This is a genomic window from Acinetobacter sp. AL9 (assembly GCF_041464035.1).
In the GTDB taxonomy this organism is placed as follows: domain Bacteria; phylum Pseudomonadota; class Gammaproteobacteria; order Pseudomonadales; family Moraxellaceae; genus Acinetobacter; species Acinetobacter towneri.
On sequence record NZ_JAYFSK010000006.1, the window covers coordinates 21,666 to 46,778 of the forward strand.

27 protein-coding genes and 1 pseudogene are annotated in these 25,113 nt (G+C 41.5%); 8 read left to right on the forward strand and 20 right to left on the reverse strand.

Features of this window, described 5'->3' with window-relative positions; translation table 11 throughout:
* Both ACEO2X_RS02425 and ACEO2X_RS02430 read right to left on the reverse strand, forming a co-directional pair.
* Entirely contained in the window at positions 1-696 is a 696-nt protein-coding gene (locus ACEO2X_RS02425; RefSeq protein WP_004972365.1) for a GntR family transcriptional regulator, read from the reverse strand.
* Between the two features lie 219 nt (positions 697-915).
* On the reverse strand, positions 916-1,725 hold the full coding sequence (locus ACEO2X_RS02430; protein WP_004972366.1) for a sulfite exporter TauE/SafE family protein: 810 nt from the start codon (positions 1,723-1,725) through the stop codon (positions 916-918).
* A gap of 28 nt (positions 1,726-1,753) precedes the next feature.
* Between ACEO2X_RS02430 and ACEO2X_RS02435 the strand changes: the two genes are divergently transcribed.
* Together ACEO2X_RS02435 and ACEO2X_RS02440 are read left to right on the forward strand one after the other, a co-directional pair.
* Entirely contained in the window at positions 1,754-2,521 is a 768-nt protein-coding gene (locus ACEO2X_RS02435) for a biotin--[acetyl-CoA-carboxylase] ligase (protein ID WP_004972369.1), read from the forward strand.
* Entirely contained in the window at positions 2,518-3,258 is a 741-nt protein-coding gene (locus ACEO2X_RS02440; RefSeq protein ID WP_004972372.1) for a type III pantothenate kinase, read from the forward strand. Before ACEO2X_RS02435 ends, ACEO2X_RS02440 begins: the two co-directional genes overlap by 4 nt.
* A 136-nt stretch (positions 3,259-3,394) precedes the next feature.
* Here ACEO2X_RS02440 and ffh read toward each other — a convergent pair whose 3' ends face one another.
* Positions 3,395-4,804, reverse strand: a complete 1,410-nt coding sequence (ffh, locus tag ACEO2X_RS02445) for a signal recognition particle protein (RefSeq protein ID WP_096902093.1) — start codon at positions 4,802-4,804, stop codon at positions 3,395-3,397.
* Positions 4,805-4,943: 139 nt separating this feature from the next.
* On the opposite strand from ffh, the gene ACEO2X_RS02450 reads away from it, so the two are divergent.
* A complete protein-coding gene (locus ACEO2X_RS02450; RefSeq protein ID WP_104853102.1) occupies positions 4,944-5,753 on the forward strand; it encodes an inner membrane protein YpjD in 810 nt (269 codons plus the stop codon).
* A gap of 316 nt (positions 5,754-6,069) precedes the next feature.
* Positions 6,070-7,005 carry a tRNA-dihydrouridine synthase gene (locus tag ACEO2X_RS02455; protein WP_026438289.1) on the forward strand — a complete coding sequence of 312 codons (936 nt, stop codon included), beginning with the start codon at positions 6,070-6,072 and terminating at the stop codon, positions 7,003-7,005.
* A gap of 331 nt (positions 7,006-7,336) precedes the next feature.
* Here the strand turns inward: ACEO2X_RS02455 and ACEO2X_RS02460 are convergent, their stop codons facing one another.
* The 14 genes from ACEO2X_RS02460 to acnD all read right to left on the reverse strand — a co-directional run bounded on the left by ACEO2X_RS02460 (position 7,337) and on the right by acnD (position 18,790).
* Positions 7,337-8,404: a DUF1176 domain-containing protein gene (locus tag ACEO2X_RS02460; protein WP_371971021.1), complete on the reverse strand. Its 1,068-nt coding sequence runs from the start codon at positions 8,402-8,404 to the stop codon at positions 7,337-7,339.
* Positions 8,405-8,550: 146 nt separating this feature from the next.
* Positions 8,551-8,892 (reverse strand): YegP family protein, encoded by a 342-nt coding sequence (locus ACEO2X_RS02465; protein ID WP_004972386.1) that lies wholly within the window; start codon positions 8,890-8,892, stop codon positions 8,551-8,553.
* 240 nt (positions 8,893-9,132) lie between these two features.
* Positions 9,133-9,474, reverse strand: coding sequence for a zinc ribbon domain-containing protein YjdM (locus ACEO2X_RS02470; RefSeq protein ID WP_004972388.1), 342 nt, complete (start codon positions 9,472-9,474; stop codon positions 9,133-9,135).
* 93 nt (positions 9,475-9,567) lie between these two features.
* Positions 9,568-9,933: a DUF488 domain-containing protein gene (locus ACEO2X_RS02475; RefSeq protein WP_004972391.1), complete on the reverse strand. Its 366-nt coding sequence runs from the start codon at positions 9,931-9,933 to the stop codon at positions 9,568-9,570.
* Between the two features lie 115 nt (positions 9,934-10,048).
* Positions 10,049-10,426, reverse strand: a complete 378-nt coding sequence (locus tag ACEO2X_RS02480; protein WP_096901552.1) for a ribonuclease E inhibitor RraB — start codon at positions 10,424-10,426, stop codon at positions 10,049-10,051.
* 185 nt (positions 10,427-10,611) lie between these two features.
* Entirely contained in the window at positions 10,612-11,544 is a 933-nt protein-coding gene (locus ACEO2X_RS02485) for a DUF4041 domain-containing protein (protein ID WP_371971022.1), read from the reverse strand.
* Between the two features lie 279 nt (positions 11,545-11,823).
* Positions 11,824-12,489: an RluA family pseudouridine synthase gene (locus ACEO2X_RS02490; RefSeq protein WP_167845806.1), complete on the reverse strand. Its 666-nt coding sequence runs from the start codon at positions 12,487-12,489 to the stop codon at positions 11,824-11,826.
* A 165-nt stretch (positions 12,490-12,654) separates the two neighbouring features.
* Positions 12,655-13,368 carry an SIMPL domain-containing protein gene (locus ACEO2X_RS02495; RefSeq protein WP_178319260.1) on the reverse strand — a complete coding sequence of 238 codons (714 nt, stop codon included), beginning with the start codon at positions 13,366-13,368 and terminating at the stop codon, positions 12,655-12,657.
* Between the two features lie 101 nt (positions 13,369-13,469).
* Positions 13,470-13,721, reverse strand: a complete 252-nt coding sequence (locus ACEO2X_RS02500; protein ID WP_004972400.1) for a DUF6868 family protein — start codon at positions 13,719-13,721, stop codon at positions 13,470-13,472.
* Positions 13,722-14,284: 563 nt separating this feature from the next.
* Positions 14,285-14,857: a DUF4126 domain-containing protein gene (locus ACEO2X_RS02505; protein WP_019837767.1), complete on the reverse strand. Its 573-nt coding sequence runs from the start codon at positions 14,855-14,857 to the stop codon at positions 14,285-14,287.
* A 107-nt stretch (positions 14,858-14,964) separates the two neighbouring features.
* Positions 14,965-15,108 (reverse strand): hypothetical protein, encoded by a 144-nt coding sequence (locus ACEO2X_RS02510; protein WP_096901556.1) that lies wholly within the window; start codon positions 15,106-15,108, stop codon positions 14,965-14,967.
* Between the two features lie 130 nt (positions 15,109-15,238).
* A complete protein-coding gene (locus ACEO2X_RS02515; protein ID WP_179993677.1) occupies positions 15,239-15,658 on the reverse strand; it encodes a type II toxin-antitoxin system VapC family toxin in 420 nt (139 codons plus the stop codon).
* Positions 15,658-15,888: an antitoxin gene (locus ACEO2X_RS02520; protein WP_004972406.1), complete on the reverse strand. Its 231-nt coding sequence runs from the start codon at positions 15,886-15,888 to the stop codon at positions 15,658-15,660. Before ACEO2X_RS02520 ends, ACEO2X_RS02515 begins: the two co-directional genes overlap by 1 nt.
* A gap of 295 nt (positions 15,889-16,183) precedes the next feature.
* Positions 16,184-18,790: a Fe/S-dependent 2-methylisocitrate dehydratase AcnD gene (gene acnD, locus ACEO2X_RS02525; RefSeq protein ID WP_371971023.1), complete on the reverse strand. Its 2,607-nt coding sequence runs from the start codon at positions 18,788-18,790 to the stop codon at positions 16,184-16,186.
* Between the two features lie 256 nt (positions 18,791-19,046).
* Between acnD and ACEO2X_RS02530 the strand changes: the two genes are divergently transcribed.
* Together ACEO2X_RS02530 and ACEO2X_RS02535 are read left to right on the forward strand one after the other, a co-directional pair.
* Positions 19,047-19,769 (forward strand): folate-binding protein YgfZ, encoded by a 723-nt coding sequence (locus ACEO2X_RS02530; protein ID WP_004972410.1) that lies wholly within the window; start codon positions 19,047-19,049, stop codon positions 19,767-19,769.
* 190 nt (positions 19,770-19,959) lie between these two features.
* Positions 19,960-20,766, forward strand: a complete 807-nt coding sequence (locus ACEO2X_RS02535) for a tetratricopeptide repeat protein (protein WP_026438287.1) — start codon at positions 19,960-19,962, stop codon at positions 20,764-20,766.
* Between the two features lie 103 nt (positions 20,767-20,869).
* Here ACEO2X_RS02535 and ACEO2X_RS02540 read toward each other — a convergent pair.
* Together ACEO2X_RS02540 and ACEO2X_RS02545 are read right to left on the reverse strand one after the other, a co-directional pair.
* Positions 20,870-21,802 (reverse strand): annotated as a pseudogene (locus ACEO2X_RS02540) (AEC family transporter).
* A 124-nt stretch (positions 21,803-21,926) separates the two neighbouring features.
* Positions 21,927-23,063, reverse strand: coding sequence for an NADH:flavin oxidoreductase/NADH oxidase (locus ACEO2X_RS02545; protein ID WP_371971024.1), 1,137 nt, complete (start codon positions 23,061-23,063; stop codon positions 21,927-21,929).
* A gap of 379 nt (positions 23,064-23,442) precedes the next feature.
* Here ACEO2X_RS02545 and mutM point away from each other — a divergent pair, with 379 nt between their 5' ends.
* Both mutM and ACEO2X_RS02555 read left to right on the forward strand, forming a co-directional pair.
* Positions 23,443-24,303 (forward strand): bifunctional DNA-formamidopyrimidine glycosylase/DNA-(apurinic or apyrimidinic site) lyase, encoded by an 861-nt coding sequence (gene mutM / locus ACEO2X_RS02550; RefSeq protein WP_180072169.1) that lies wholly within the window; start codon positions 23,443-23,445, stop codon positions 24,301-24,303.
* Complete coding sequence (locus tag ACEO2X_RS02555) at positions 24,300-24,578, forward strand: peptidylprolyl isomerase (protein ID WP_371971025.1); 279 nt, start codon at positions 24,300-24,302, stop codon at positions 24,576-24,578. Before mutM ends, ACEO2X_RS02555 begins: the two co-directional genes overlap by 4 nt.
* A gap of 91 nt (positions 24,579-24,669) precedes the next feature.
* Here ACEO2X_RS02555 and mscL read toward each other — a convergent pair whose 3' ends face one another.
* Entirely contained in the window at positions 24,670-25,104 is a 435-nt protein-coding gene (gene mscL / locus ACEO2X_RS02560) for a large conductance mechanosensitive channel protein MscL (RefSeq protein WP_004972423.1), read from the reverse strand.
* Between the last annotated feature and the right edge of the window lie 9 nt (positions 25,105-25,113).

The window sequence follows — 25,113 nt, forward strand, 5'->3', positions numbered from 1 at the left end:
TTAACGGCGTGAACGTCTTGCCCATGCAAGCTCGATCTGTTTCATACGGGTCAGAGATTCCAACACCAAGTTGCGCAAGTGTCGGCAAAAATCTTCCATAAATAAAGTGGCTTGTTGTGATTTTCTGCTTAAAATTGCATCACTCACCAGTTTAAATAATTCAAAAGATTCTTGTAACTCCCGACGCGAAGTATTTAAGGTCAAAAAGTAACTGCGTCTTAACGATGGCAATAACTCTTGATAGAACTTCATTAAATATAAATTTCCCACCATATCAGGCTGCCGTGCCAGATATTGAAAAATTAAATCATAAAACTTTTCAGTATTGCCCAAGCGACATTGCTCTGCCAGTTGCAGCAAAAGTTGTTGTAAGGCTTCAGCTTCATGCATTCGCCACGTGTCCGCAATACGCTGCACAATATAACCCAATAACAAACTGCTGCTGTCAAACAAAGCTCGGACTTGCTGTGCCGACATTTCCGACACAATTGCACCACGACGTGGAAAAATTTCAATCAGATGAGTACGTTGCAATAACAACAGCGCTTCACGTACCGAACCACGACTCACGTCCAGTTCTTTGGCGATGCGCAATTCCTGAATACGCTCACCTTCAACCAAATCACCGCTAATAATCTGTTCTGCGATGTGTCGGGCAATTTGTTCCGATAAACTTTCTGATTCTTGTTGTTGCATACTGTTCCTATCTTGTTTTTATAAGATGCAGTGATGAAAATTCGGAGCTACTCTCATTTAAGACATCTCAGGATCATCCTTCGACTGCAAGCATAGCTCCGATACAAGCATCTTTCTTTTTACTGCGAAACAGATCACAACGCCATGACATTGTCCGACAATTTCATGGCGCTAGAGCCAATTTTACATGGCTTAAAACAAAGAAAATAGCGACTCAACTTAGAAAAATACTCGCATACCCTGATATACAAAATAACAGCCAACGGTGGTCAGCAAGCAGGCAAAACATTTTTTCAACATCGCTGGCGATAACAAATGTGCCACTTTCGCACCAACTTTGGCAGTAATAAAGCTCATCACACTAATGCCTATAAATGCATAAATGTGGATATAACCAATGGTATTGGGTACTGCAACTTCGGCTTGCTTACCAAACCACATAAAGCCTAATGCGCCCGCCACCGCAATTGGCAAACCACAAGCGGCTGAGGTTGCTACCGCTTTTTGCATGACCACGCCGTAACGGTTTAAGTACGGCACTGTTAAACTGCCACCGCCAATCCCAAAAATTGCAGAGGCAATGCCAATCCCACCGCCCGCCATGACTTGCTTTGCAGTTGAAGGCAAATGATGTGAAGGATCAACCGCAATATTTGCGCCTCTAAACATCTTAAAAGCCACCCACAGTGCAAAACCGCCAATTAATAATTGTAAGCCTTGCCCCGAAAGGAAATCGGCAATACCTGCACCAACAAATGCACCCACAATTAAACCAGGCGCAAGATTACGAAATACAGGCCACATCACCGCACCTTTTTTATGGTGTGCCGTAACTGAGCTGATCGAAGTTACAATAATGGTTGCCAATGATGTCCCCACCGCCATGTGCATTAACACCGATGGGTCATAATTGAGTTGAGTGAACACAATATATAAAATTGGCACAATAATTAAGCCGCCGCCCACGCCAAACAGCCCTGCTGCAAATCCAGCAATTGCACCAATCAATAAATATATGATTAACTCCATAAATATATTCCACTATTTGTAAATTCGTATGGATGTAGAAACCCGACAACTGCAACAACAACTCACAGAAGCAGGACAGCTTCCAGAAGTACTCATCCTGAAGCCGATTACCACTTCCACCAATGATGATGTACGGGAAATTGCACAAAAAGGTGTGCAGAGTGTCTTGGTATGCAGTACCAGACAAACGCATGGTCGAGGACAACGTCAACGGCAATGGGTATCACCCGAAGGGAACATCTATTTAAGCACATTGCTAAATTTACGAACACCTGTAAATGGGCGTTTGGCTTTAGAAATTGCGTTAAATATCTTGCAAATGCCGAGTCTACAGGCGCTGAATCTACAAGTAAAATGGCCAAATGACTTATACAGCCCGCAAGGCAAATGGGGCGGCATCTTAATTGAGCCAATTTCTGCACAGCAAGTCATTGTTGGGGTTGGGCTTAATCTTGCACCTGTCAGCTCAGCAGTTATTGATCAAAAAACCACATCTTTAACCGAACTGGGTTTGGTATCTATTGATCGTGTGCGCCTGATCGCAGAGCTTTATCTTGCCATTCAACAAGCCTGCGACTGGTTTAATCACGATTGCTATAATTTGGCATCTCGCTTCAATCATCATGCCGCATTTATGCAACAACAAGTTGAATTTGAACATTTTAAAGGTACTTGTCAGGGTACTTTTTTAGGCATTCAGGATGATGGCGCAGTGCAAATTGAAACAGCACAAGGGCTTGAAGTTTTTTATCAGGGACGTTTACGCCCTATCGATCATGCCGAGTCATCTTCATGAAAAATTTATGGCTAGATATTGGTAACACCCGCCTGAAATATTGGGTCACAGAACAAGACCGCATCATCGAACATGAAGCAGAATTGCATTTGCAATCTCCTGCCGATTTGTTGCTGGGTTTGATTCAACACTTTAAAAGTCTGAATGTGCATAAAGTAGGCGTGTCATCGGTACAAGATCAGAAGAATAATCAACGCATTCACTTGATTTTAAAAACCCTGAATGTGCCTGTGATTTATGCCAAAGTGCATGCAGATTATGCAGGTTTGCATTGTGAATATGATATTCAACAACTGGGGATAGATCGCTGGCTGCAAGTGCTTGCCGTGGCAAATGACCCACAAGAAAATTATTGTGTCATTAGTTGTGGTACGGCGCTGACTATTGATTTGGCGGATGGACTGACGCATTTAGGCGGCTATATTTTACCGAACTTATATTTGCAACGTGATGCACTGATTCAAAACACCAAAGGCATTAAAATTCCCGATGCTGCATTTGATGAACTCACCCCAGGACGCAGCACCATTGATGCTGTTCATCATGGTATTTTACTCGGCTTGCTCAGCACCATTGAGCATGTAATTCGACAGTCACCACGTAAACTGATTTTAACGGGTGGCGATGCACCGCTGTTTGCCAAATTCTTGCAGCAATATCAACCGCAAGTCGAGCAAGATTTATTGCTCAAAGGTTTGCAGCGTTATATTCAATATGCAACCCATGAAGTGCACTAAAAACCAAACATTGCTCCATCTACGCTGATAAATCTTTCGGTATAGCTGTCATCTACGAATAAAGAACAACAAAAAAGCAGGCGCATTTTTATGCGCCTGCTTTTTTAACACTTTGATTCTAAGATGTTTTTAACAATTATTTCTTGGTTGGGTCGTTGCCACCAAACAATGGCCCCATACCGCCGCCACTGAATTGCTTTTGTAAACCGCCCAGTGAACGCATCATTTTTGCCATGCCCGATGGATTGGCAAATTTTTTCATCATTTTTGCCATTTGTGCATGTTGCTTGATCAACTTATTCACTTCTGACACATCCATACCACAACCCGCAGCAATACGTTTTTTACGGCTTGGATTCATCAGGTCTGGGTTACGACGCTCTTTGATGGTCATCGACTGGATAATCGCTTCCATCTTTTTCACTTGCTTTTCAGGATTGGCTTGCGCAATTGCATCTTGAATACCTGAGTTGCTCATGCCAGGCAACTTGTCTAAGAAGCCCATCATGCCGCCCATTTTATTCATTTGTTCAAACTGCATCAGCATATCTTCAAAGTTGAAGCTGCCGCCTTTTTGCAGTTTTTTCGCCATTTTTTCGGCTTTTTCTTTGTCGATTTTACGTTCAACTTCTTCGACCAAAGACAGCACGTCACCCATGCCCAAAATACGTTGTGCAACACGTTCTGGGTGGAATGGCTCTAGGGCATCGAGTTTTTCACCCATCCCCAAGAATTTAATTGGTTTACCCGTAATCGCACGAACTGAAAGTGCTGCACCACCGCGCGCATCACCATCAGTTTTAGTAAGGATTACACCTGTTAATGGCAAGGCATCATTAAAGGCTTTGGCTGTATTTGCCGCATCCTGACCCGTCATGGCATCGACCACGAACAAGGTTTCAGTCGGTTTAATCGCTGAATGTAATGCCTTGATTTCATCCATCATGTCATCATCGACGTGCAAACGACCTGCAGTATCGACAATTAACACATCAGCAAACTGAATTTTTGCCTGTTCGATGGCACGGTTGGCAATATCGACAGGGTTTTCATTGGCATTTGAGTCAAAGAAAATTGCGCCAACTTCGCCTGCAACCGTTTGTAGCTGTTTAATTGCCGCAGGACGGTAAACGTCGGCAGACACCATCGCCACTTTTTTCTTTTGACGTTCTTGTAAGAAACGTGCCAATTTTGCTGCAGTGGTGGTTTTACCCGCACCCTGCAAACCTGCCAATAACACCACAACCGGTGGCTTGGCAGCAAGGTCAAGGCTTTCATTGGCCTCGCCCATCATTTTTGTGAGTTCGTCATAGACAATTTTGACGAACGCCTGACCAGGGGATAACTGAGTCATCACTTCCTGACCCAATGCCTCTTCCTTAACTTTCGCGATGAATTCACGAGTTACAGGTAACGCCACATCGGCTTCAAGAAGTGCCATACGTACTTCACGTAACGTATCTTTAATATTGTCTTCGGTTAGCTGCCCTGAGCCAGTAACATTTCTTAAACTCTGCGTGAGTCGTTCTGTTAAGGTATCAAACATTGCAAATTCCGCTTAAAATAGCCATTAGCAAAAAAATGTTTCTTTAAAATAGAAAATTTATGCACAAGATGCTATAGGATACTGTAGTTCGCATCGAATTTATATAAATGAATATTCATCATCCTGAAAAAGGTTTGACATGATCAGTCTCCCCTTGGTTTATACGATTTTAGCATTAATCGCTTATACCAGTTCTTTTTGGTATTTATTTTCACATTTAATGTCTAAACGTGCGCCAAATCACTGGTTTATTCGTTTTCTGCTCAGTTTAGGCTTATTGCTGCATGCTGCCGTGTTGTATAACGATATGTGGACACCGATGGGTGTCAACTACAACGTGTTTAACCTGATGTCATTTACTGCAGGTTTAATGTTGTTATTGAGCTTGCTGTTCAGCAGTTACCGACCTGTAATTGCGCTAAATTTGATTGGTATTCCTGTAGCAGCAGTGGGTTTAATTGCAGGTTTTTCATTCAGCCAACATAATTTATTTATTAACCAAAACTCGATTGGTTTAGATATTCATATTATTTTATCGCTGTCTGCTTATGCCGTATTGTTGATGGCGACCATTCATGCCGTGCTCATGTGGTTTCAAAACCGCGAACTGAAAAACAAACAAAAACGTCGGGTTTGGGTAAATTTGCTGCCGTCTTTGCAAGATATGGAATCTTTGCTGTTTGATATGTTGATTGCAGGTTTTGCCTTACTCACAGTCGCACTAGGTTTTGGTTTCTTTACGGTAGAACATTTCTTTGCACAGCATTTAGCACATAAAACTGCCTTTAGTATTATTTCTTGGTTTGTCTATGGGTCGTTGTTACTTGGGCGTTATAAGTTTGGCTGGCGTGGACAAAAAGCGATTCGCTTTACCATTATTGGCTTCTTTTTATTGGCGCTCGGTTTTATTGGTTCTAAATTTGTGTTGGAAATGATTTTGAGTAAGTAAGGTGTTTTTATTTTGCTCATTCAAAGTGTAGGATGATCAATTATTTAATAGCATAGTCGAGGGGGAATGGGCTGTTTAAATTAAGCCAATCATTTAAATGATTTCTAACGATGTAAGAACTCAATTAAAAGATCTAGTCTAGGATGCACATCAACTGCATGGACTAGATAAAACTTGAGATACAGATCACTGTGTCAAATAAAACAGCTTAAATACCAGAACCTTAGCTACAACCACTTCAATTCAAAACCCTTTTCCTAGACAACCCACAGAAAAAAACGTATAACTCCACTTTTGTTTGAACTGGCAGCATCTTGTGAAACTGATTCTTGCACCCATGGAAGGCTTAACCGACCCCATCATGCGTGATGTAATCACGTCTGTAGGCAGTTTTGACTGGTGTGTAACAGAGTTTATTCGGGTCACAGACAGCATTTTGCCAGACCATATCTACCACACCTATTGCCCAGAACTACTCACCAATGGCAAAACTGCGGCAGGTACGCCTGTGCATGTTCAGTTTTTGGGGAATAATCCTGAAATGTTAGCCGCCAATGCAGCCAAAGTTGCGGCTATGGGTGCACCTGCAATTGATATGAACTTTGGCTGCCCTGCCAAAACAGTCAATCGGCATCGTGGCGGTTCAGTTTTACTCGATGAACCCGAAGTAGTATATGAACTGGTTAAAGCGGTTCGCGATGCCGTTCCTGCTCATATTCCAGTTTCCGCCAAAATGCGTCTAGGCTATATGGATCGGAACTTCATGCTAGAAAATGCGCACGCCATTGAAGATGCAGGCGCAGCATGGGTTACAGTACATGCACGTACCAAAGCCGATGGCTATACGCCTCCCGCATTTTGGGATCAGCTACGTCCTATTCGTGAAGCCTTGAAGATTAACGTCATCGCCAATGGTGAAATTTGGAACAATGCCGATGCCAAACAATGCCAGTTAGAATCGGGCTGTGAAGATTTGATGATTGGTCGTGGTGCGGTCACCACCCCAGACTTGACCCAATGTATTCGTCAAAATTCAGACCTGCCTTTGCTGAGTTGGCAAGATTTGCTGCAACTACAAATTCGCTTTATTCACGGCCCTGCCAAAACAGAAATTGGGATGCTGGGACGTTATAAACAATGGCTCGGCATGATGTCGAAACATTATCCCGAAGCCAAAGCTTTGTGGGATGAAATCAAGCGTCTGAAAAAGCTGGATGAAATCATTGAAAAATTAGTCGCGCACACGACTTAAACATTGAATCCATCAAACTCAAGCTTCATCTAAAAAATTTCAGCTTTTATTAGGGTCTGCTGACAATTCGTCTATGTTTGCGGCGATGCATATTTTTTAGCTGATATAAGGCATGGGACAGGAAATTTAGTCATTCTAAATGACTGGCACATAACGCAATAGCAGCAAAAAATATGCTCGCCCTGAAAGGCTGTGGCTAAAACTTTCTCAGATTGTGTTATGAAACTTAGCAATAGTCTCGCTATTACTTGCGTTTCATGCCTGATCTGCTCAGTTTTAGCCTACAGCGCAAGCCATTTATGAAATGTCAAAAGCCCCTAGTGAATATCGGCTATTCAACCTTGCTGACAAAGCTTGGCATTTCCCATGCACTGCCTGCAAAACCTTTGCATTGTCTTGCATCGAATTGATAGCTTTTGACAAACTGCTGACCATTCCACGCCCACTCAATTTGACTGAAACAATCGCCAATTCCACGCCCTTTTTGATAGGCAAAAATCTGTCCATTGCTAAATTCTGAAGCAGAATCAGTTACAAATTGCTGTATCTTTTGCAGTTTTTTATCCATAACCCAATAAGCCACACCCCAATTATAAGCCCCTCGCCAACAGCTTGCCTCAACCAACACGCTATCTTGATTTAAGAGATAAGTATGAATCTGCTGTTCTGCTTGTTCAGGTTCAAACAGCATATAACAATCTTCACGATCTACGGTTTTTTGTAAAATTGGATATAACTTTTCTGCACTGGCCGCGGTAAGCACCTGTGCTTTGGCGGTTCGGTGTTGAGGCTGCATGAGAATGTTAATTTTAGGCATCGCTTGCGCTTTTAAGACCTGCGTGGATGCTTGATTGCCTTTTGCCAATATTGCGGAGTCTGTACCCACACGTTTTTGAAATTCATCCATTTTTAGCAACACTGCACTCATGCCTGCATCAGACAATTTCCAGCGTTGTTGACCATGTTTTAACTCGATCACGACATGCTGACGCGCCTGCGCCAACAGCTTTTGCACACTGGCAGCAGATAAATTGGCGATACTTTCATGAAAGTTTAATTGTTGCAAAGTGCGTCCATTTAAAAATAAAGTCGCTTGAGCAATATCTTCTTGAATTTGCAATTGCCCTTGTACAGCACTCTTTGCACCTGCTTGACGGGTCAATAACATACTGATCGGTTGTTCAAAATCATCATCGCTTTGGTAGCCTGCGGCACGGCAGGTTCCTGTATTATCACAGGCCAACTCCCAATCTTGATGCTGAAAATACAGTCCTTGCAAAGCAGTCGACTGGCTTGAAGCAATCGTTTTTTCAGCAGTGATCGGTGCTGCAAAAATACCAACACTACCGAATAAACCACTGATCGCCAGCAATATTTTTAGATTGCATCTGAAATTCATAATCTTCGCAACTCCTGAAATGGTCATCTATAATTCAACGGCTCAATCAAAGCTAAATTTAGCACCTTGCCTACTCAGCTCAATAAAAAAGCACGCCAGAGCATGCTTTTCTAATGCAATTGAACATCAAGATTTAATGTAAAAAATTACGATTCCTGTGTTAAATCCTTGACCGTGGTGCTTGCGCCATTGGTTTTCACTGACTCAATTCCTTTGTCACGTGATTGTTCAGAAGTATAGAGCTGACTCGTACCAATAATCTGATGGTTGGCAGCTTTTAAATTAAAATACGGCTTATCATTCTTAGATGTCAGTCGATCATAACGCCCATCATCCTGACTGTTCTTTTGTACCGAAGCGATGCCATTTTTTGCCGATGCTTTCGCCTTATACTGTTCACTGGTTAAGATAATTTCGCCATTCCCAGCTTTAAGTACAAAGCGGTACTGACCATTGCTTGCTTGTGAAATCTCAAACCATCCTGACATACTTGCCCCCAGTTTTCTTATGAGTGGTGAAGTGTGTTGTTGAATGATGCTAGGCTTTAAACTGCCTAAAAATTATTCTTTTCACTTAAAATATAAAGGACTTAGGCACAAGAAAACAGTATTAATTTTGTACACTCTTAAAGTTATTGTTGCTCAATTTGAATACTAAAATACTTTTATAAACTCCATAAAAAAGCGCAGGCAACTCAAGTCGCCTGCGCTGTTGAAATCTGCTTAAACTTAAGCTTTTTTCACATATTCAGATTTTAATTTCATAGCCCCCATGCCATCAATCTTACAATCAATGTCATGACCATCTGCTGCATCTGGAATTAAGCGAATATTTTTCACTTTCGTTCCCACTTTTACAGCAGCCGAAGAACCTTTAATTTTCAGGTCTTTAATCACAGTCACCGTGTCGCCATCTGCCAACACGTTGCCGTTTGCATCTTTAATCACAGCAGCAGTTTCTTCTAGCTGTTCCCCTTCTTTCCACTCATGTGAGCATTCAGGACAAATCAGTAGGTCGCCATCTTGGTAAGTGTATTCTGATTGGCATTTTGGGCAATTTGGCAAAGACATAAAAAACCTCAAAAACTATATTATAGCATTTTTTACTGAATTTTCATAAACTTAAAATCCTTATAAAGCACAAGGATAATCAAATAAAACTCTTTAATTGGACTGTGCTAAGCGTTGCAGCATCACGCGTTTTAATACCACTACATGATTGTGCTGCTCATCTTTAGCTGCTGTGACCAGAGTGATTTTTTGCTGCTGTGCCAGTTCACACAACGCCTGTAAAGCCTCTTCTTGCTCTGCTAATTCAGCTATATAACGCTGCTGAAACTCATCCCAATGTTGTTCAGGGTTTTGATGATACCATTTACGCAGCCCAGTCGAAGGCGTAATTTCTTTGGGCCATAAGTCAATACGAGCGCGTTCTTTACTCACACCACGCGGCCATAAGCGATCAACCAGCACCCGTGTTCCATCTGCCTGAGTCGCTTCAAGATAAGCGCGTTTCATTGCAATATCCATATTTGCACCTCTGCATCTTTTATGATGACGTCATCAGCGCCAAAGTTTTAGGCAGCAGATTATGTATCACAAATAAAAAAGCATGTGATCAACACATGCTTTTCAGATACCCGATTTAATCTTCGTAATCGTCTTCGTCTTCATCATCGTAGACGTAAGCCATACAGCCCCAGCCATCGTATTCACCGCCATGTTCTTCAGCAATTTTGCTGAACCATTGCTCTAAATCGATAATGTCTGAATACTCTGGTTCCATGTAAACATAAATGGTAATGATCCATTCAACTGCGTCAGATTCTTCATCTTGGAATAATGAAATTTTTTGTTCTTCGGCCAACAAATACAAAGCACATTTTTCAGCTTGTTCTTGTGTGGTAAAAGCGATGGAGTACTCAATCTCATGTGGCTCTGTCAGGTCATCCCCATCTTCATGCATTTGCCAAAGTACATTGCCATTATCATCATCAGGGAATTGTTCATAGTCACGTGTCATGCGAATATCCTTGTTATCTTTTTAGCCAATATATATCTGGCAAGTGACAAAATAGTGAATTCAACATAGCACAAATTTGCCCGAAGGACTCAATTTTCATCTCGTTTTACACTGACTTTAGTCTGAATTACCCAGAAGCTTGCTTTTACATGACACTACAATTGCTTTAAGCATTTGCAGCCAGTTTAATTTGTGGCATCTGACAAGATGCTTTCCTGTTTAAATGCCAACAGTAAAGCAGCAAACTTTAATTCTTCTTGTCGAAGTGTTAAGTAAGAGTCTAGAATTTTTGCGTGTCCAAATGCAGCCGCATAATGATTCAGCAAAGTAAAATCATCCTGCAAAGCTTGAAGCGATTCAGCCAGATTATGTTCAGTCAGCTGCGCCAAATATAAATCTGCTTTACTATTAAATGCTTGAGTCAGTAAAGTCACTGCCGCTAGACGGCGTTGCTCATCGACAAAAGCACAATGCGCAACTTCTTGATTTTTGACCGCATCTTGAATCTTGTGTCGTACTTGCTGCAGGTGTTGTGCTGCATCACTATAGCCATAACCTTCAATCAGATCATCCAATAGCTGCTGTGCAGGCAACTGAAAAGCAGGCGTATGATGTTCAATTTTATGATACAGCGCGGTCATAATCTGTTCGAGTTGCTGACGTTCTTCAACCAAGTTATAAAAAGCACCCAATTGATCTTGTGCTGTTTTAAGCGTTTTGGCTTTGGTTTTTTGCTCATGCTCGGCTAAAAAATCTCGGACTTTTTCAACTTGTTGCTTGCACTGCTCCCGCGTATTTTCCGCTTCGGATTTAATCATTTCTACAAACATTTCTACTTGTTGACGACGTTCTAATACATATTGCTCAACGTCTAAAATATGTTGATAGTGCTGCAAGGTTTCTAAACGACCTTTTAAACTGCCTATTTCGATGCGTAGCATGGTGAGCTGATGCTCTAATTCATTACTTTCTAACTCATCGGACGCCAAATTGGAGCGAGTGCGGTCTAAATTGCTTTGTAAAGATTGAATGCTGGCAGACAACTCACGGCGGCGCTGAGATTGCCAAAAAATAATCACCACCAAAACAATAATGATTGCACCCAATATATACAGCATATAACTTCTCCCACCGCATTGGTCTGCCATATTTTAAAAAGTCATCTTCAGTTTTAAAGACGCTTTCTAACCCGCTTTGACAGCCCACCACACTCAAAAACACAAAATTTTAAAACAGCGAGTTATTCATTTCCTTCATTTATGCCAAGGCAAATGAATAACGACAGCTCTAAGGATACGTTAGCGAGTTAGCGGCACGAAGACTATCCCAATTTTTGAGTATTTTCACAAAAAAATTGAAAAATGTGCGCCTGTTAGAAAAATTGAATCCCAAAATCTCTAAAAAGGAAGCTGTGCTCGAATTGCAACAGGAACTTGGCTTAAAGGTTGCGTGAAAGCCAAATAACTGGCATGCAGCGCCATCCGACCTAAAGTACTTTTTTTCGGTTCAGGATGATATAACTTATCGCCTGTAATGGGATGTCCAATATATTGCATGTGTACCCGTAACTGATGCGAACGCCCTGTGATTGGGGTGAGCAAAACACGGGTAATATCTTCAACCGCACAATATTCCAAAGCTTGATACAGCGTTTGCGCAGGCTTGCCTAAATCGAAATGCACAATTTGGCGTGGACGGTTTTCCCAGTCAGTAATTAAAGGCACATCGACACTGCCCTCACCTTCAAGTTTGCCTTGAATTAAAGCAATGTAGTTTTTTTCTACTGTTCGTGCCTGAAACATTTTACTCAATGCGACTTCTGCATCACGATGCTTGGCAAACATGAGAATACCTGAGGTGGCCATGTCTAAACGATGGGCAATTTTTGCCTGAGGATAATTTGCGAGCACTCTTAAATATGCGCTGTCTTGATGTTGAGGCAAACGCCCAGGCACCGACAATAAACCTGCGGGCTTATCAATCACCAATAAATCGTCATCTTCATAGACAATCACTAAGGGTTCTTGTGGAGGTGCATAAATAAAGTTGTCGTTTAAAGCCATGAACATACAGCATGCAAAGCGGTGCGGGCAAAATATCAAGCACAGCCCAAACTGTCAATTCAGTCGGGCGATGTACTTTTTAGTGTAAAGATTTAAATTTTGAATTGGCTGAGTCTGCCAAGCTAAATCTGCCAAACTTAGTCTGCGAAACTTAGTCTGCCAAACTTAGTCTGCTAAATAGTATTCCACCGTAGACACCACACGTACTTTTTTCAAATATGGCGTGTTGCTGTCACGGTCTTCAATACTAAATACGCCCTGATTGGCCGATTTAATTTTGCCTAAACGACTGTCAGAATCTGCAGCAAATTTTTCTGCAACACTGCGGGCATTTTGTGTGGCTTGCTCAATCATGGCAGGTTTGATGTCATTTAGTTGCGTATATAAATATTCGGTGCGTTGCCCGTAATCCTCACCGCCAAAGGCAATTCCATTTTTACCTAAATCGACCAAGCGACTTTGTGCGCTGCGCACTTTATCAATATTTTTGGTATAGACCGTAATGGTTTGATGTGCGGTATAACGTAAAGCAACATTACCATCGCCACCATATTGCTGGGCGTATTTATCGGTAATTACAGGTGCCGCAATGGTAATTTCTTCAGAACTAAAACCTTCATTTTTTAAAAAGTTTTGAATTTGGGAGGTTTGGCTTTGCATGGTGTCGTATAGCGCTGCCAAGTCTTGACTGGCAGTACTAAAACGAATTGGCCACACCGCCACATTGGCTTTTACTTCTCGTTCAGACAAACCTTTGACTGAAACCACACGCTCATATTGTTTAATTTTGAGTGCGCTATTGCCCAAAATCCAACCCGCGAGCACCATCCCCAAACAAATTAGACCGCCTAAAATCAGTGCAGGTTTAAATTGATTCATGTTTGCCAACTCCTCAAATTGCGGGCTTTTCGCCTCTATTTCGATGACCGTGTGTTTTTAATGTACTGTTTAAAGCGGTTGCTTGTTTATAGAGTTTTAAATTAAGGTCGCATCATATACAGCGCGATGAGTGGCGCGATATTCAATAGCAATACCCCAATTTTATAGACCGCCATGCCGCCATAATGAATGGCATCAAAACTTGCGTCTGACAATTTGAACCATCTACCATGTAACTGTCGCAGCCAGTCATGCGCAAAAATCACCACCACAAACCACAGCATTAAAATGGCATAGTTAATCAGTGCGCAGGTCAGTAATAAGCGACACCAAAAATCGTAATCAACACTCATATCACACCTAATTAGATGTAGATGATTATTGCAAATTAACAGATTTGAATGAAAAATTTGATGGGAGTTTTGTAGCTAAAAGATGGTTTAAAATTCATTTAAGTTTTTATTTTGTCTGGATTTTATTTTCTTGATCATGTTTTGTTTTTTATATTTTTAACAATATTCTTTAGGGTGTTAGGGAAAACAACTGTGGTTTACTTCAACTATCATGCTGGATAAGTCATGATCTTATAGCCTATAAACTTCTGGTTTATAGCGTCCTAAGCCGAATCGAGACCTTTTGGGTAAGTACTACACGCACGTTGTACGCAACTGGCAGCAATCTACTCTTTTCGATCCCCATCACACCCTTGAGATATATAGTAGTGATTTGAGGATGGGATTGTTTCCCCGAAATGATTTTATTTTGATTAATTTTTAAAATTTTTATCACTTTTTAAGTTATATTTTAAAAAATTTTCCAAATAGACATTTTTTATGCACTTAAATCATCAAATAAAGCTTAAATATTGAATTTATTACCATGATTATTTTCAAATGTTTTCAAACTGACCAAAAATCTATGTGGAGGATTCAACAACTTTCTTTTTGCCTCGAATCCAGCGAGTTGCCCAAATTAAGGTCAGTAGCACTACAAAAACCACCAATACAGGCACAATGAAAGACAACACTGAAAGTACGGCAGCCCCAATCCACTCTCCTGTAGAAATCACAGGATTAGCAACACCGCCTGTGGTTGCGGTTGATACGCCACGTGCCGCAACTGTACTCATTTGCACCACACCCGCTGTACCGCCACCGACAATAATGGCCGAAGCCCAACTGGCAAATTGCGACATTTCGCCACTGCTTACAGCCATTGTAGTGAGTGTACCTGCAATCATGGCGGCAGGCGTTGCAACAGTGTCGAGCAAATTATCGACCCACGGCACATAATACGCAGCAATTTCACTGATTGTTGCCACGGTCAAAGCTAGACAAACAGCAGGCATCGCCAACCATTCAAAACCTTTCAAGGGTTCAAACCAACCCATGAGTGCTGCGACACTCATGACCAGCAAAGGCACGAAAACCCGAAAACCACTGGCAGCACTTAGTCCAATGCCGACACATAAACCGAGTATTGTTTCCATGTTGTACCTCATTGCCTTGGGTTTTCTATGGCTAAAATAGCAAAAAGCCCCATCGGGTGATAGGGCTTTAGATTAAAAACAGGATCAGCTGTTTTAAGTCGTCTAGCTTAGGCAACCTTGTTGTTATATTCGGTGCCATGGCATTTGGTACACGGTGGTAGACGGTCTGTACCAATTTCTAAGTAAACGCGATGCCCGCATTGGACACAAAAATAGAAGCCTGTTCCTGGTTTATCACCTGCAGTTACCATCTTTGTTCTCCGTGTGGTTTAGAAATGGTCAATCCAGTATATCTATTCTGTGATGATTGTCTATTGTCCATTTTGACGGGTGATGAGGGCAGTTAGGCAAAGGATGATTTTTATAAAAAATCTAACTCACTTACAAAGGATTAGATACCCAGTTTTCGACTTTTAATCCATCGACACGAGTAAATTCTTTTTCGTTATTGGTGACCATGACCCAATGATTTGCACGTGCATGTGCTGCTAACCATAAGTCATTTGCGCCAATGATCTGCCCCTTAGATGCAAAGTTCTGGCGTATTTCTGCATAATGGTGTGCAACATTTTCATCCAATTCAACCACTTGAATCATTGATGTTAATTCATCTATGACTTTTAAAGCCTTTTCTTTATGTTGACTTTTTTCTGCACCAAAACGTAATTCTCCCAACGTAATGACAGAAATTAATATATTTCGATGCGGAAGATGTTTTTCAAAATACTGACGCACAATTTCAGTTTGGTATTTAATAATGTAAATACAAATATTTGTATCTAATAAATATTGTACTTGCATTAGAACATTTCCCGTTCTTGAGGCGGCAGATCTTCTCTTTCATCTGCATAAAAGTCATTTGGCATTTGGGATAACGCTTTAAATAACCGATCTACCGTGACTGGTTTTTCACGAAGAATCACTTCATCACCACGACGAAAGATTTCAACTTCTTTGCCTTCAAAGCGAAATTCTTTAGGCAATCGAATGGCTTGACTTCGTCCTGTCATAAAAACTTTTGCGGTAGTCATTGGGCTACTCCATCGTTTTTGATACATATCTTATGATAGGTATTTATTGGGTGTTTTTCAACCAAATAAACTTCTACTTTTAAATTTTATTGTTTTTGATAACTGCTGATTTTTTGAATGAAAGATACTTTTTAGAAAATTAAGTTAGGTTTACAAGGAGTTTGCTGTTTAATTCACAATATATTCATCTTCCAAAAAAAAAGACCTCACTTAACAATGAGGTCTTTTCTCAACAATAATCATTCTCTAACATTTCTTTAAAGAAGAAAAATTAAAGAAGATTCTTAAAACATCATCAAGCCACATTCCCTTCCAAGAAATCCTGCGCAAAGCGTTGCAATACACCGCCCGCTTCATACACAGACACTTCCTCTTCAGTATCTAAGCGACAAGTTACTGGCACTTCAATCATTTGATTTTTGCCGTCTGCAGTTGAACGCTCAATCACCAAAGTTAAGTCTGAACGTGGCGCAATATTACCCATCACGCTATAGAGTTCTGTACCATCCAAACCTAAAGTTTTACGGTTTACACCCGCTTTAAACTCAAGTGGCAATACGCCCATGCCCACCAAGTTGGTACGGTGAATACGCTCAAAACCTTCAGCGACAATTGCTTCCACACCAGCAAGACGCACACCTTTTGCAGCCCAGTCACGGCTTGAACCCTGACCATAATCCGCACCCGCAATAATAATTAACGGCTGTTTACGGTTCATATAGGTTTCAATCGCTTCCCACATACGCATTACTTCGCCTTCTGGCTCAACACGCGCTTTAGAACCTTGCTTAATTGTGCCGTCTGAACGTACCACCATTTCATTAAACAGTTTTGGATTCGCCAAAGTTGCACGTTGTGCTGTTAGGTGATCACCACGGTGCGTTGCATAAGAGTTGAAATCTTCTTCTGGCAAGCCCATTTTTGCCAAGTACTCACCTGCTGCCGAATCTAAAATAATCGCGTTCGATGGAGATAAATGGTCTGTGGTGATGTTATCGCCCAAAATAGCCAAAGGACGCATATTGGCTAAAGTACGCGGTGCCGCCAATGCACCTTCCCAATACGGCGGACGACGGATATAAGTACTTTGTGGACGCCAGTCATATAGCGGACTTTCGGATTTTTCAGACTCGCCCAAATCAAACATTGGGATATACACTTGGCGGAATTGTTCAGGTTTAACTGACTCTTTCACCAAAGCATCAATTTCAGCATCAGATGGCCAAATATCTTTTAAGTAAATTGGGTTGCCATTTTGATCTGTACCTAATGCATCTTTTTCGATGTCAAAACGGATGGTACCCGCAATCGCATAAGCCACAACCAATGGTGGAGATGCCAAGAAAGCTTGTTTCGCATACGGATGGATACGACCATCGAAGTTACGGTTACCTGAAAGCACCGCAGTCGCATACAAATCACGATCAATAATTTCTTGCTGAATAACTGGATCTAATGCACCAGACATACCATTACAGGTAGTACATGCATAGGCCACAATACCAAAGCCAAGTTTTTCTAAGTCTTTCAGTACGCCTGCTTCTTCCAAGTACAATGCAGCTGCTTTAGAACCTGGTGCAAATGACGACTTCACCCAAGGCTTACGCACCAAGCCTAATTCATTGGCTTTACGTGCCAATAAACCTGCCGCCACGGTATTACGTGGGTTTGAGGTATTGGTACAAGAGGTAATGGCCGCAATAATGATCGCACCATCTGGCATTAAGCCATCGCTACGCTGCTCAACCACACCTGCAATGCCTTTTTCTTTCAAGTCTGCGGTAGATACACGCGCATGCGGGTTAGATGGGCCTGCAATGTTACGCGTAACCGTCGAAAGATCAAAACGTAACACACGTGGATACTCTGCCTGAGTCATATCAGATGCCCAAAGACCAATTTCTTTGGCATAGTTTTCAACCAGTTTTACCTGCTCTGCTTCACGACCAGTCAGGGTTAAATAGTCAATGGTGTTTTGGTCGATGTAGAACATCGCTGCAGTTGCACCATATTCAGGGGTCATGTTGGAAATCGTGGCACGATCACCCACCGACATGCTGTCTGCACCTTCACCAAAGAATTCTAAATAAGCACCTACCACACGTTCTTTACGCAAGAACTCGGTTAAAGCCAATACGATGTCAGTTGCTGTAATACCCGCCTGACGCTGACCGACTAATTCCACACCAATAATATCTGGCAGACGCATCCAAGAAGCACGACCCAACATCACGTTTTCAGCTTCAAGACCGCCTACACCTACAGAAATGACACCCAAAGCATCGGTATGTGGTGTGTGTGAGTCTGTACCCACACAAGTATCTGGGAATGCAATGCCTTCACGGTTTTGAATGACTGGTGACATTTTTTCCAGATTAATCTGGTGCATGATGCCGTTGCCTGCAGGAATCACATCAACATTTTCAAATGCAGTTTTCGTCCATTCAATAAAGTGGAAACGGTCTTCATTACGACGATCTTCCACTTCACGGTTTTTACGGAAAGCATCTGGGTCAAAACCGCCATATTCCACAGCTAAAGAGTGATCGACAATTAACTGGGTAGGTACGACAGGATTCACTTTAGAAGGATCGCCACCTTGATCGGCAATTGCATCACGTAAACCTGCTAAGTCAACGAGCGCAGTTTGCCCCAAGATGTCGTGACATACCACACGCGCTGGATACCACGGAAAATCATGCTCTTGTTTACGCTCAATCAATTGTTTTAAAGATTGTTCTAAAATTGCAGGATCACAACGGCGCACTAACTGTTCTACAAGTACTTTTGAGGTATAAGGAAGTTTGGCATAAGCGCCTGGCTGGATATCTTCAACGGCTTGTCGCACGTCATAAAAATCGAGCTGAGTGCCTTGCAGTGGTTTGCGGTAGTTGTTATTCATCTGGTATTCGCCCTTACTCTATTGTTCTCAACATCTTATGGGATGATTGTTTCCACCCGTCGAAAGCATTGTACGCTGCCAAAAACCCATTTCCCAAATCCTATATATTTCATACACTTAAATATAAAAACAGGGGTTTTTGAAACATTTAATTACATTTTGAGTAAAATTCTTGCCCTAAAAATGCTTTTTTTTGAAAAATAGCGCAAAATTGACCTCATTCTTTAGTCTTAGATTTCAATGTGAAAGGTTATTCATGCGCGATTTAGCTTTCAGTGCTTTAAGTTTAAACGGTGTCGATGCACAAAAATTCCTGCAAGGTCAGGTAACAGTCAATGTCGAAACATTAGCTGAAAATACAACCTGTTATACCGCAATTTGCAGTTTAAAAGGACGCGTTCAGTTTGGCTTCTGGCTTAAAAAAATCTCGTCCGAATGTTTTGAAATCATCAGCACAGCCGACCAAGCCGAAGATTTAGCCAAACATATTAAAAAGTTTGGTGCATTTTCAAAAATGCAGCTTGAAACCATCGGTACGGTTTACCCAACCATTCAGGGCAATCAAACTGAATTTTCAGCTGAAGTGACTGATTTAAACGCATGGCAACTACAAGCGATTGAAACAGGTCAGGCATGGATTCAAGCCTCAACAGCAGAAGTGTTTCAACCGCAGGAATTGCGTTTGCATCAACGAGATGGCGTGCATTATGACAAAGGCTGTTATTTGGGTCAGGAAGTCGTGGCACGTTTATGGTTTAAAGCCAAACCAAAACATTGGTTGCATTTAATTCAGGGTTCAGGCGAAGCACCTGCACCTGCCGCCAAACTGAATAATGATGTGGAAGTGGTGAATAGCATAGCGACTGCAGAAGGTTTTAAAGCGTTGGTGGTTGCCAAACCAAGTGCTTTGGAAGAGTTAGCTGTACAAGTATTGGCTTTGCCTGAACATTTGAATGGCGATGTTGCACGTCCGCAATAAAATAGATTCCACCCGCTCAGGTTAAGGGAGTCGCAAGATTCCCTTCAAATGACAATGAAAAAAAAAGCATTCGTACACATTTTTTATATTTACATTCACACTTTTCAACTTATGATGAATGCACCACTGTAAAAACAAAACGCACATCAACGGAATAATGTGTAAAAGAGAACAAGGTACAACTCAAATGATGAAAAAACTACTCATTGCGGGTGCAATCGCCCTATCTAGCAGCATCAGTATGGCAAATAGCAACATTCCAACCGATCCTGCTTTTGCCAAAATTGAACAATTAATGCAAGCCAACAAGGTTAAAGATGCCTATCAGGAATTAGAAAAGCTTGCCAAAACAGGCAATGCGCAAGCCATGTATAACTTAGGCTATTTGACACAAACTGGACAAGGCACAGCAAAAAATGAAAAGAAAGCCATTCAGTTGTATGAGCAATCTGCCCAAAAAGGCTACCCTGTTGCGAGTTATGTTTTAGGCAAAAACTATCTTACTGGCGCACTGGGTTTAAAACAGGATGCTGCAAAAGCCAAACAATATTTACAGACGGCATCCAATCAGGGTTTTAATGATGCCACAGTCGATTTAGCCGTTTTATATTTCTCGGAAAATACGGCAGCATCTGACCAAAAAGGTTTAAAACTATTACAACCTTTAATTGCCAAAGATCATTATCAAGCCATACATGCAAAAGCCTTGTACGAAATTAGCACAGGCTTTAAAAACAAAGATGAAGCACCAATTAAGCAAGGGCTGCAAAGCATTCAAAACTTGGCGCAAAAGGGTTATATTCCTGCACTCATGGCAGTGGGCAATATGTTTGTGAATGGCAATATCGTGCCGCAAAACTTGCCTGAAGCGAAAAAGATTTTTGCCTCACTGGCACAGGAAAATGTAGCGCAAGCCAAAGAATCATTGGCTGTGGTTGAAAAAATGATGGCAGATCAAGCCAAAGCTTCCAACAAGGCAACCGCTAAGAAAAGTTAAGATAGTTTCTTTATAAAAGCTATTAATCAGAGAAATTTTTAAAAAAGTCTGTATCAGCATGGTACAGACTTTTTTTTATGATTTGAGCACTTCGATACCGTTGCTATAAATACTTACCCGATTGTGTCAATAAAATCGCCACCATCACAAAACCAAAAACTGTACTCAACACCAAGGGGGCTAAGGCTTTTTCATGTAAACCATAGTGCTGCCCGAAAATACCAAAGGCAATTGGCATTGGTAAAGCCGCAAGCAAAGTCCCGACAAATAGCATTTCTCGGTTCACATCTAATGCCCATAAAATTCCAAAAATCGTGAGTGGCATCAGCAATACTTTGAATGCAACCAAAACAAGACTTTACAAATTCACCGACTTGATTTGCATGCCGACCAAACTTCCACCAATCACAAATAAAGCCAAAGGTGAAGCAGTTTTGCCCAACATTTCCAGCACTTGTGCAATAGCTTGCGGCAGTTTGAAATTCAACAATACGCACAGCATACCCAATAAAATAGATAAAATTACTGGATTTTTCAGTAAGCGCTGCACAGTTTCGGCATACACCTGCCAACCTGATTTCGCTGAAGATTGTAGCCCTCGTTCTGCCAAAATCAGCATCAATGCCACAATAATTAAATTTTCGACAATTAAAGTTAAAGACAAATAAATTGCCGATTGACTGCCAATCAACAAAGTCAAAATAGCAGTGCCAATAAACCCTGTATTTGACATTGATGCACCCATTGCCAAGACACTGGCATGGGTTAAGTTTGAATTAAAATAATGCCGATACAGTAAAAAGGCAAAGATAAACAGCAGAATAGAACCGCCACCGTAACCTAAAAAATAAGCGGGATGCCAGATTTCTGACAAACTTTTACTGGCCAATGCCTGCAAAAGAAATGCAGGCAACGCCACTTTCATGACAAATTGACCTAGAAACTGAATCGCACTGGTCTCAATAAATTGGCTTCTGACGGCAAAATATCCCAACAGTACTACGGTACAAATGGGAAATAAAATACTCAGTAACACCCTGACATCCTTTTTCAGTGTTGCCCATGATCGACATGGTTTTTACTGATTTACCTTACACCGAATCTCCCTATAAAGCACGGCAAAATAGTTTAAGTTTCACTTATTTTAAGCAGATAAAATATTAGGATTCCACTTCCGTATCTGTGGATTTAAACGGCGCAAATAAAGTACGAAACCCATGCGGCTGACAGCGCAAATATTGCGGGGCAATCTCAATTTTTTCACCCAATTCTGCCGCAGCATGCCATGGCCAACGAGGGTCATATAAAATCGCACGTGCGATCGCAATCGCATCGGCCTGTTCATATTGCAAAATACCTTCTGCCTGCATCGCTTCGGTAATCAAACCCACCGCAATTACAGGAATTTTTACAGCTTGCTTAATTGCATGAGCAAACGACGTTTGATAACCCGCATGCACATCAATTTTTTGATCGACATGCAAACCTCCGCTAGACACGTGAATATAAGCCGCACCTAAATGCTCTAGTGCCTTTGCCAAACCCACAGAAGATTCCACATTCCAGCCATCTGCATCATCCATCCAGTCTGTTGCAGAAATTCGCACGCCAATTGGATAGCCTTTTGGTACAGCATTTTGAATGGCTTGAAATACTTCCAATGTAAGGCGAATCCGATTTTCCAAACTGCCGCCATATTCATCTTGGCGGTGATTAGACAATGGCGACATAAATTGATGCAATAAATAGCCATGTGCGGCATGAATTTCGATTAAGTCAAAACCTGCATCCACCGCTCGCACTGCGGCGCTGGCAAAGTCTGCAATGACCTGTTGAATTTCATCTTGCGTTAAAGCATGCGGAGGATGTTCGTGCGGTTGAAATGGTAACTCACTGGCCGATACCGTCTGCCAGCCATGTTCTTCATTCGGTGCAAACTGTCCTTTGCCCTGCCACGGTTTATCGGTTGAAGCTTTACGACCCGCATGTGCCAACTGCACAGCAAATGGCATAGGCGATAAACTTTTAACTTTATGCAATAGTGCTTTCATCTGCGCACGCTGCATGTCATTCCATAAGCCTAAATCTGCATAACTAATACGTCCTTCTGCCTGCACTGCCGTGGCTTCTACTATACACATCCCTGCGCCGGACAAGGCATAATTGGCCCATTGCTGCTCATGCCAATAGCTCAACTCACCTTGTTCATTGGCAGAATATTGACACATCGGGGCGATAACAATTTTGTTGGCAAGTTGCAGTGATCCAAATTGAATCGGCTGAAAAAGTAACGTCACGCTGCACGCCCTCATATTGTGCGATTACACTCAAAATGTAACCTGATCAAAGATAATTTGAAGTTAATTCATCCATGCCAACATTGTTGTTTAAAGCAATCATCCACTTTAAAGCAGGCTACATTTTTAAGATGGCGGGATGAATCTATTTTCTGAAAATTTGAATTAAAACTAACTCAAATGATGCAAGATACTCAACATAAAAAGTATTTTATTTATAACGTGTTGTATCATTTTTGCAAAGACAGCATTTTACTGCACACAGAATAATTTTGCGGTACTTGGCAATGACTTGTATTCTGCCAATCATCCCCTATATTAAGTGCATCAGTTTTAATGCTTCCGCCCAATTGCCTTATTCTTTGATCAAAAGCGTCCCATGCCTGAATTACCCGAAGTTGAAACCACTAAAACCAGTTTATTGCCCCTGCTTGAACAAAAAGTTATCAATGTAGAAGTGCGTCAAGCCAGTTTACGCTGGCCCATTCCAGACGACTTGCTCAAGCTTAAAGGGCAAAAACTGCTGCAATTGACCCGCAGATCCAAATACATTTTGGCGCAGTTTGAACAAGACAGTATGTTGTGGCATTTGGGTATGTCAGGCAGTTTTCGTCTTTGCGATGCACATGAAGATTTACGCAAACACGACCATCTGATTATTCAATTTGAAGATATGCAATTGCGCTACCACGACCCACGTCGTTTTGGTTGTATTTTATGGCTAGATGAAAGCTCGCAACAGAAACTGATTGATCCACTTGGCCCTGAGCCTTTAAGTGACGCTTTTAACCCCGACTATCTTGCACAGAAGCTCAAAAACAAAAATGTTGGCATCAAAGTTGCAATTATGGATAACCATGTCGTGGTGGGTGTGGGCAATATTTATGCCACGGAAAGTCTGTTTAATTTAGGTATTCACCCTGCACAACCTGCATCATCACTCAGTTTGAAACAGATTGAAAAACTAGTGCTCGAAATCAAACGCATTTTAAAACAAGCGATTGATTTAGGCGGTTCGACCTTACGTGATTACAGCAATGCGATGGGCGAAAATGGCTATTTCCAACAAACCTTGTTGGCGTATGGACGTGCAGGTGAAATGTGTGTGAACTGTGAAACCACACTAGAAAATTTAAAACTGGGCCAACGTGCCTCGGTATTTTGTCCTGAATGTCAGCCTTTGAAAAAAGTACCTACCGCGACCAAAGCTGCAACAAGCAAACGAGGTAAATCAATATGAGAACCGCAATTGTGCGTCATATCTTAGTGAAAGATAAAGAAACCTGTGAGCAACTGAAAAAGCGGATTCAATCGGGTGCTGATTTTGCCAAAATTGCCAAACAATTTTCGACCTGCCCTTCAGGAAAAAAAGGTGGGGAATTGAGTGAGGTCAAAAAAGGACAATTGGTACCCGTCATTGATAAATTAGTGTTTACCGCAGCAGAACGCGTACTACACGGACCTGTAAAAAGTCAGTTTGGTTTTCATTTGGTAGAAGTAAAGTTTCGGATGTAATTTTTATGCCTTCAGCGCCTCTCCATCCTAGAGAATAGGGTGCAAACAAACGGCGCATAAAGCGCCGTTTGTTTTGATTGCGTATTAAAAATTATTGACGTTTTTTCAATTCATCACGAATTTCACGTAGCAACGCGATATCTTCTGGCGTTGCTGCTGGTTCTGGCGCTGCTTCTTCTTGTTTACGGCGCATACGATTAATCATTTTCACCATTAAGAACACCACCCATGCCAAAATAATGAAGTTAATTAAAATCGTAAGGAAGTTACCATAGGTCAGGACATTTACACCTGCTTTGGTTAACTCATCTAAAGACTGTAAATTGTTTGGGTTATCGCCCAAAACAAAGAACTTTTGTGTGAAATCCACACCACCGCCAGTGATCACAGTAATCAATGGCATGATGATATCTTTCACTAATGAGTCAACAATTTTACCAAATGCCCCACCAATAATCACACCGACAGCCAAGTCGATCATGTTACCTTTTACCGCAAATTCGCGGAACTCTTGAATAATACTCATTTAAATCTC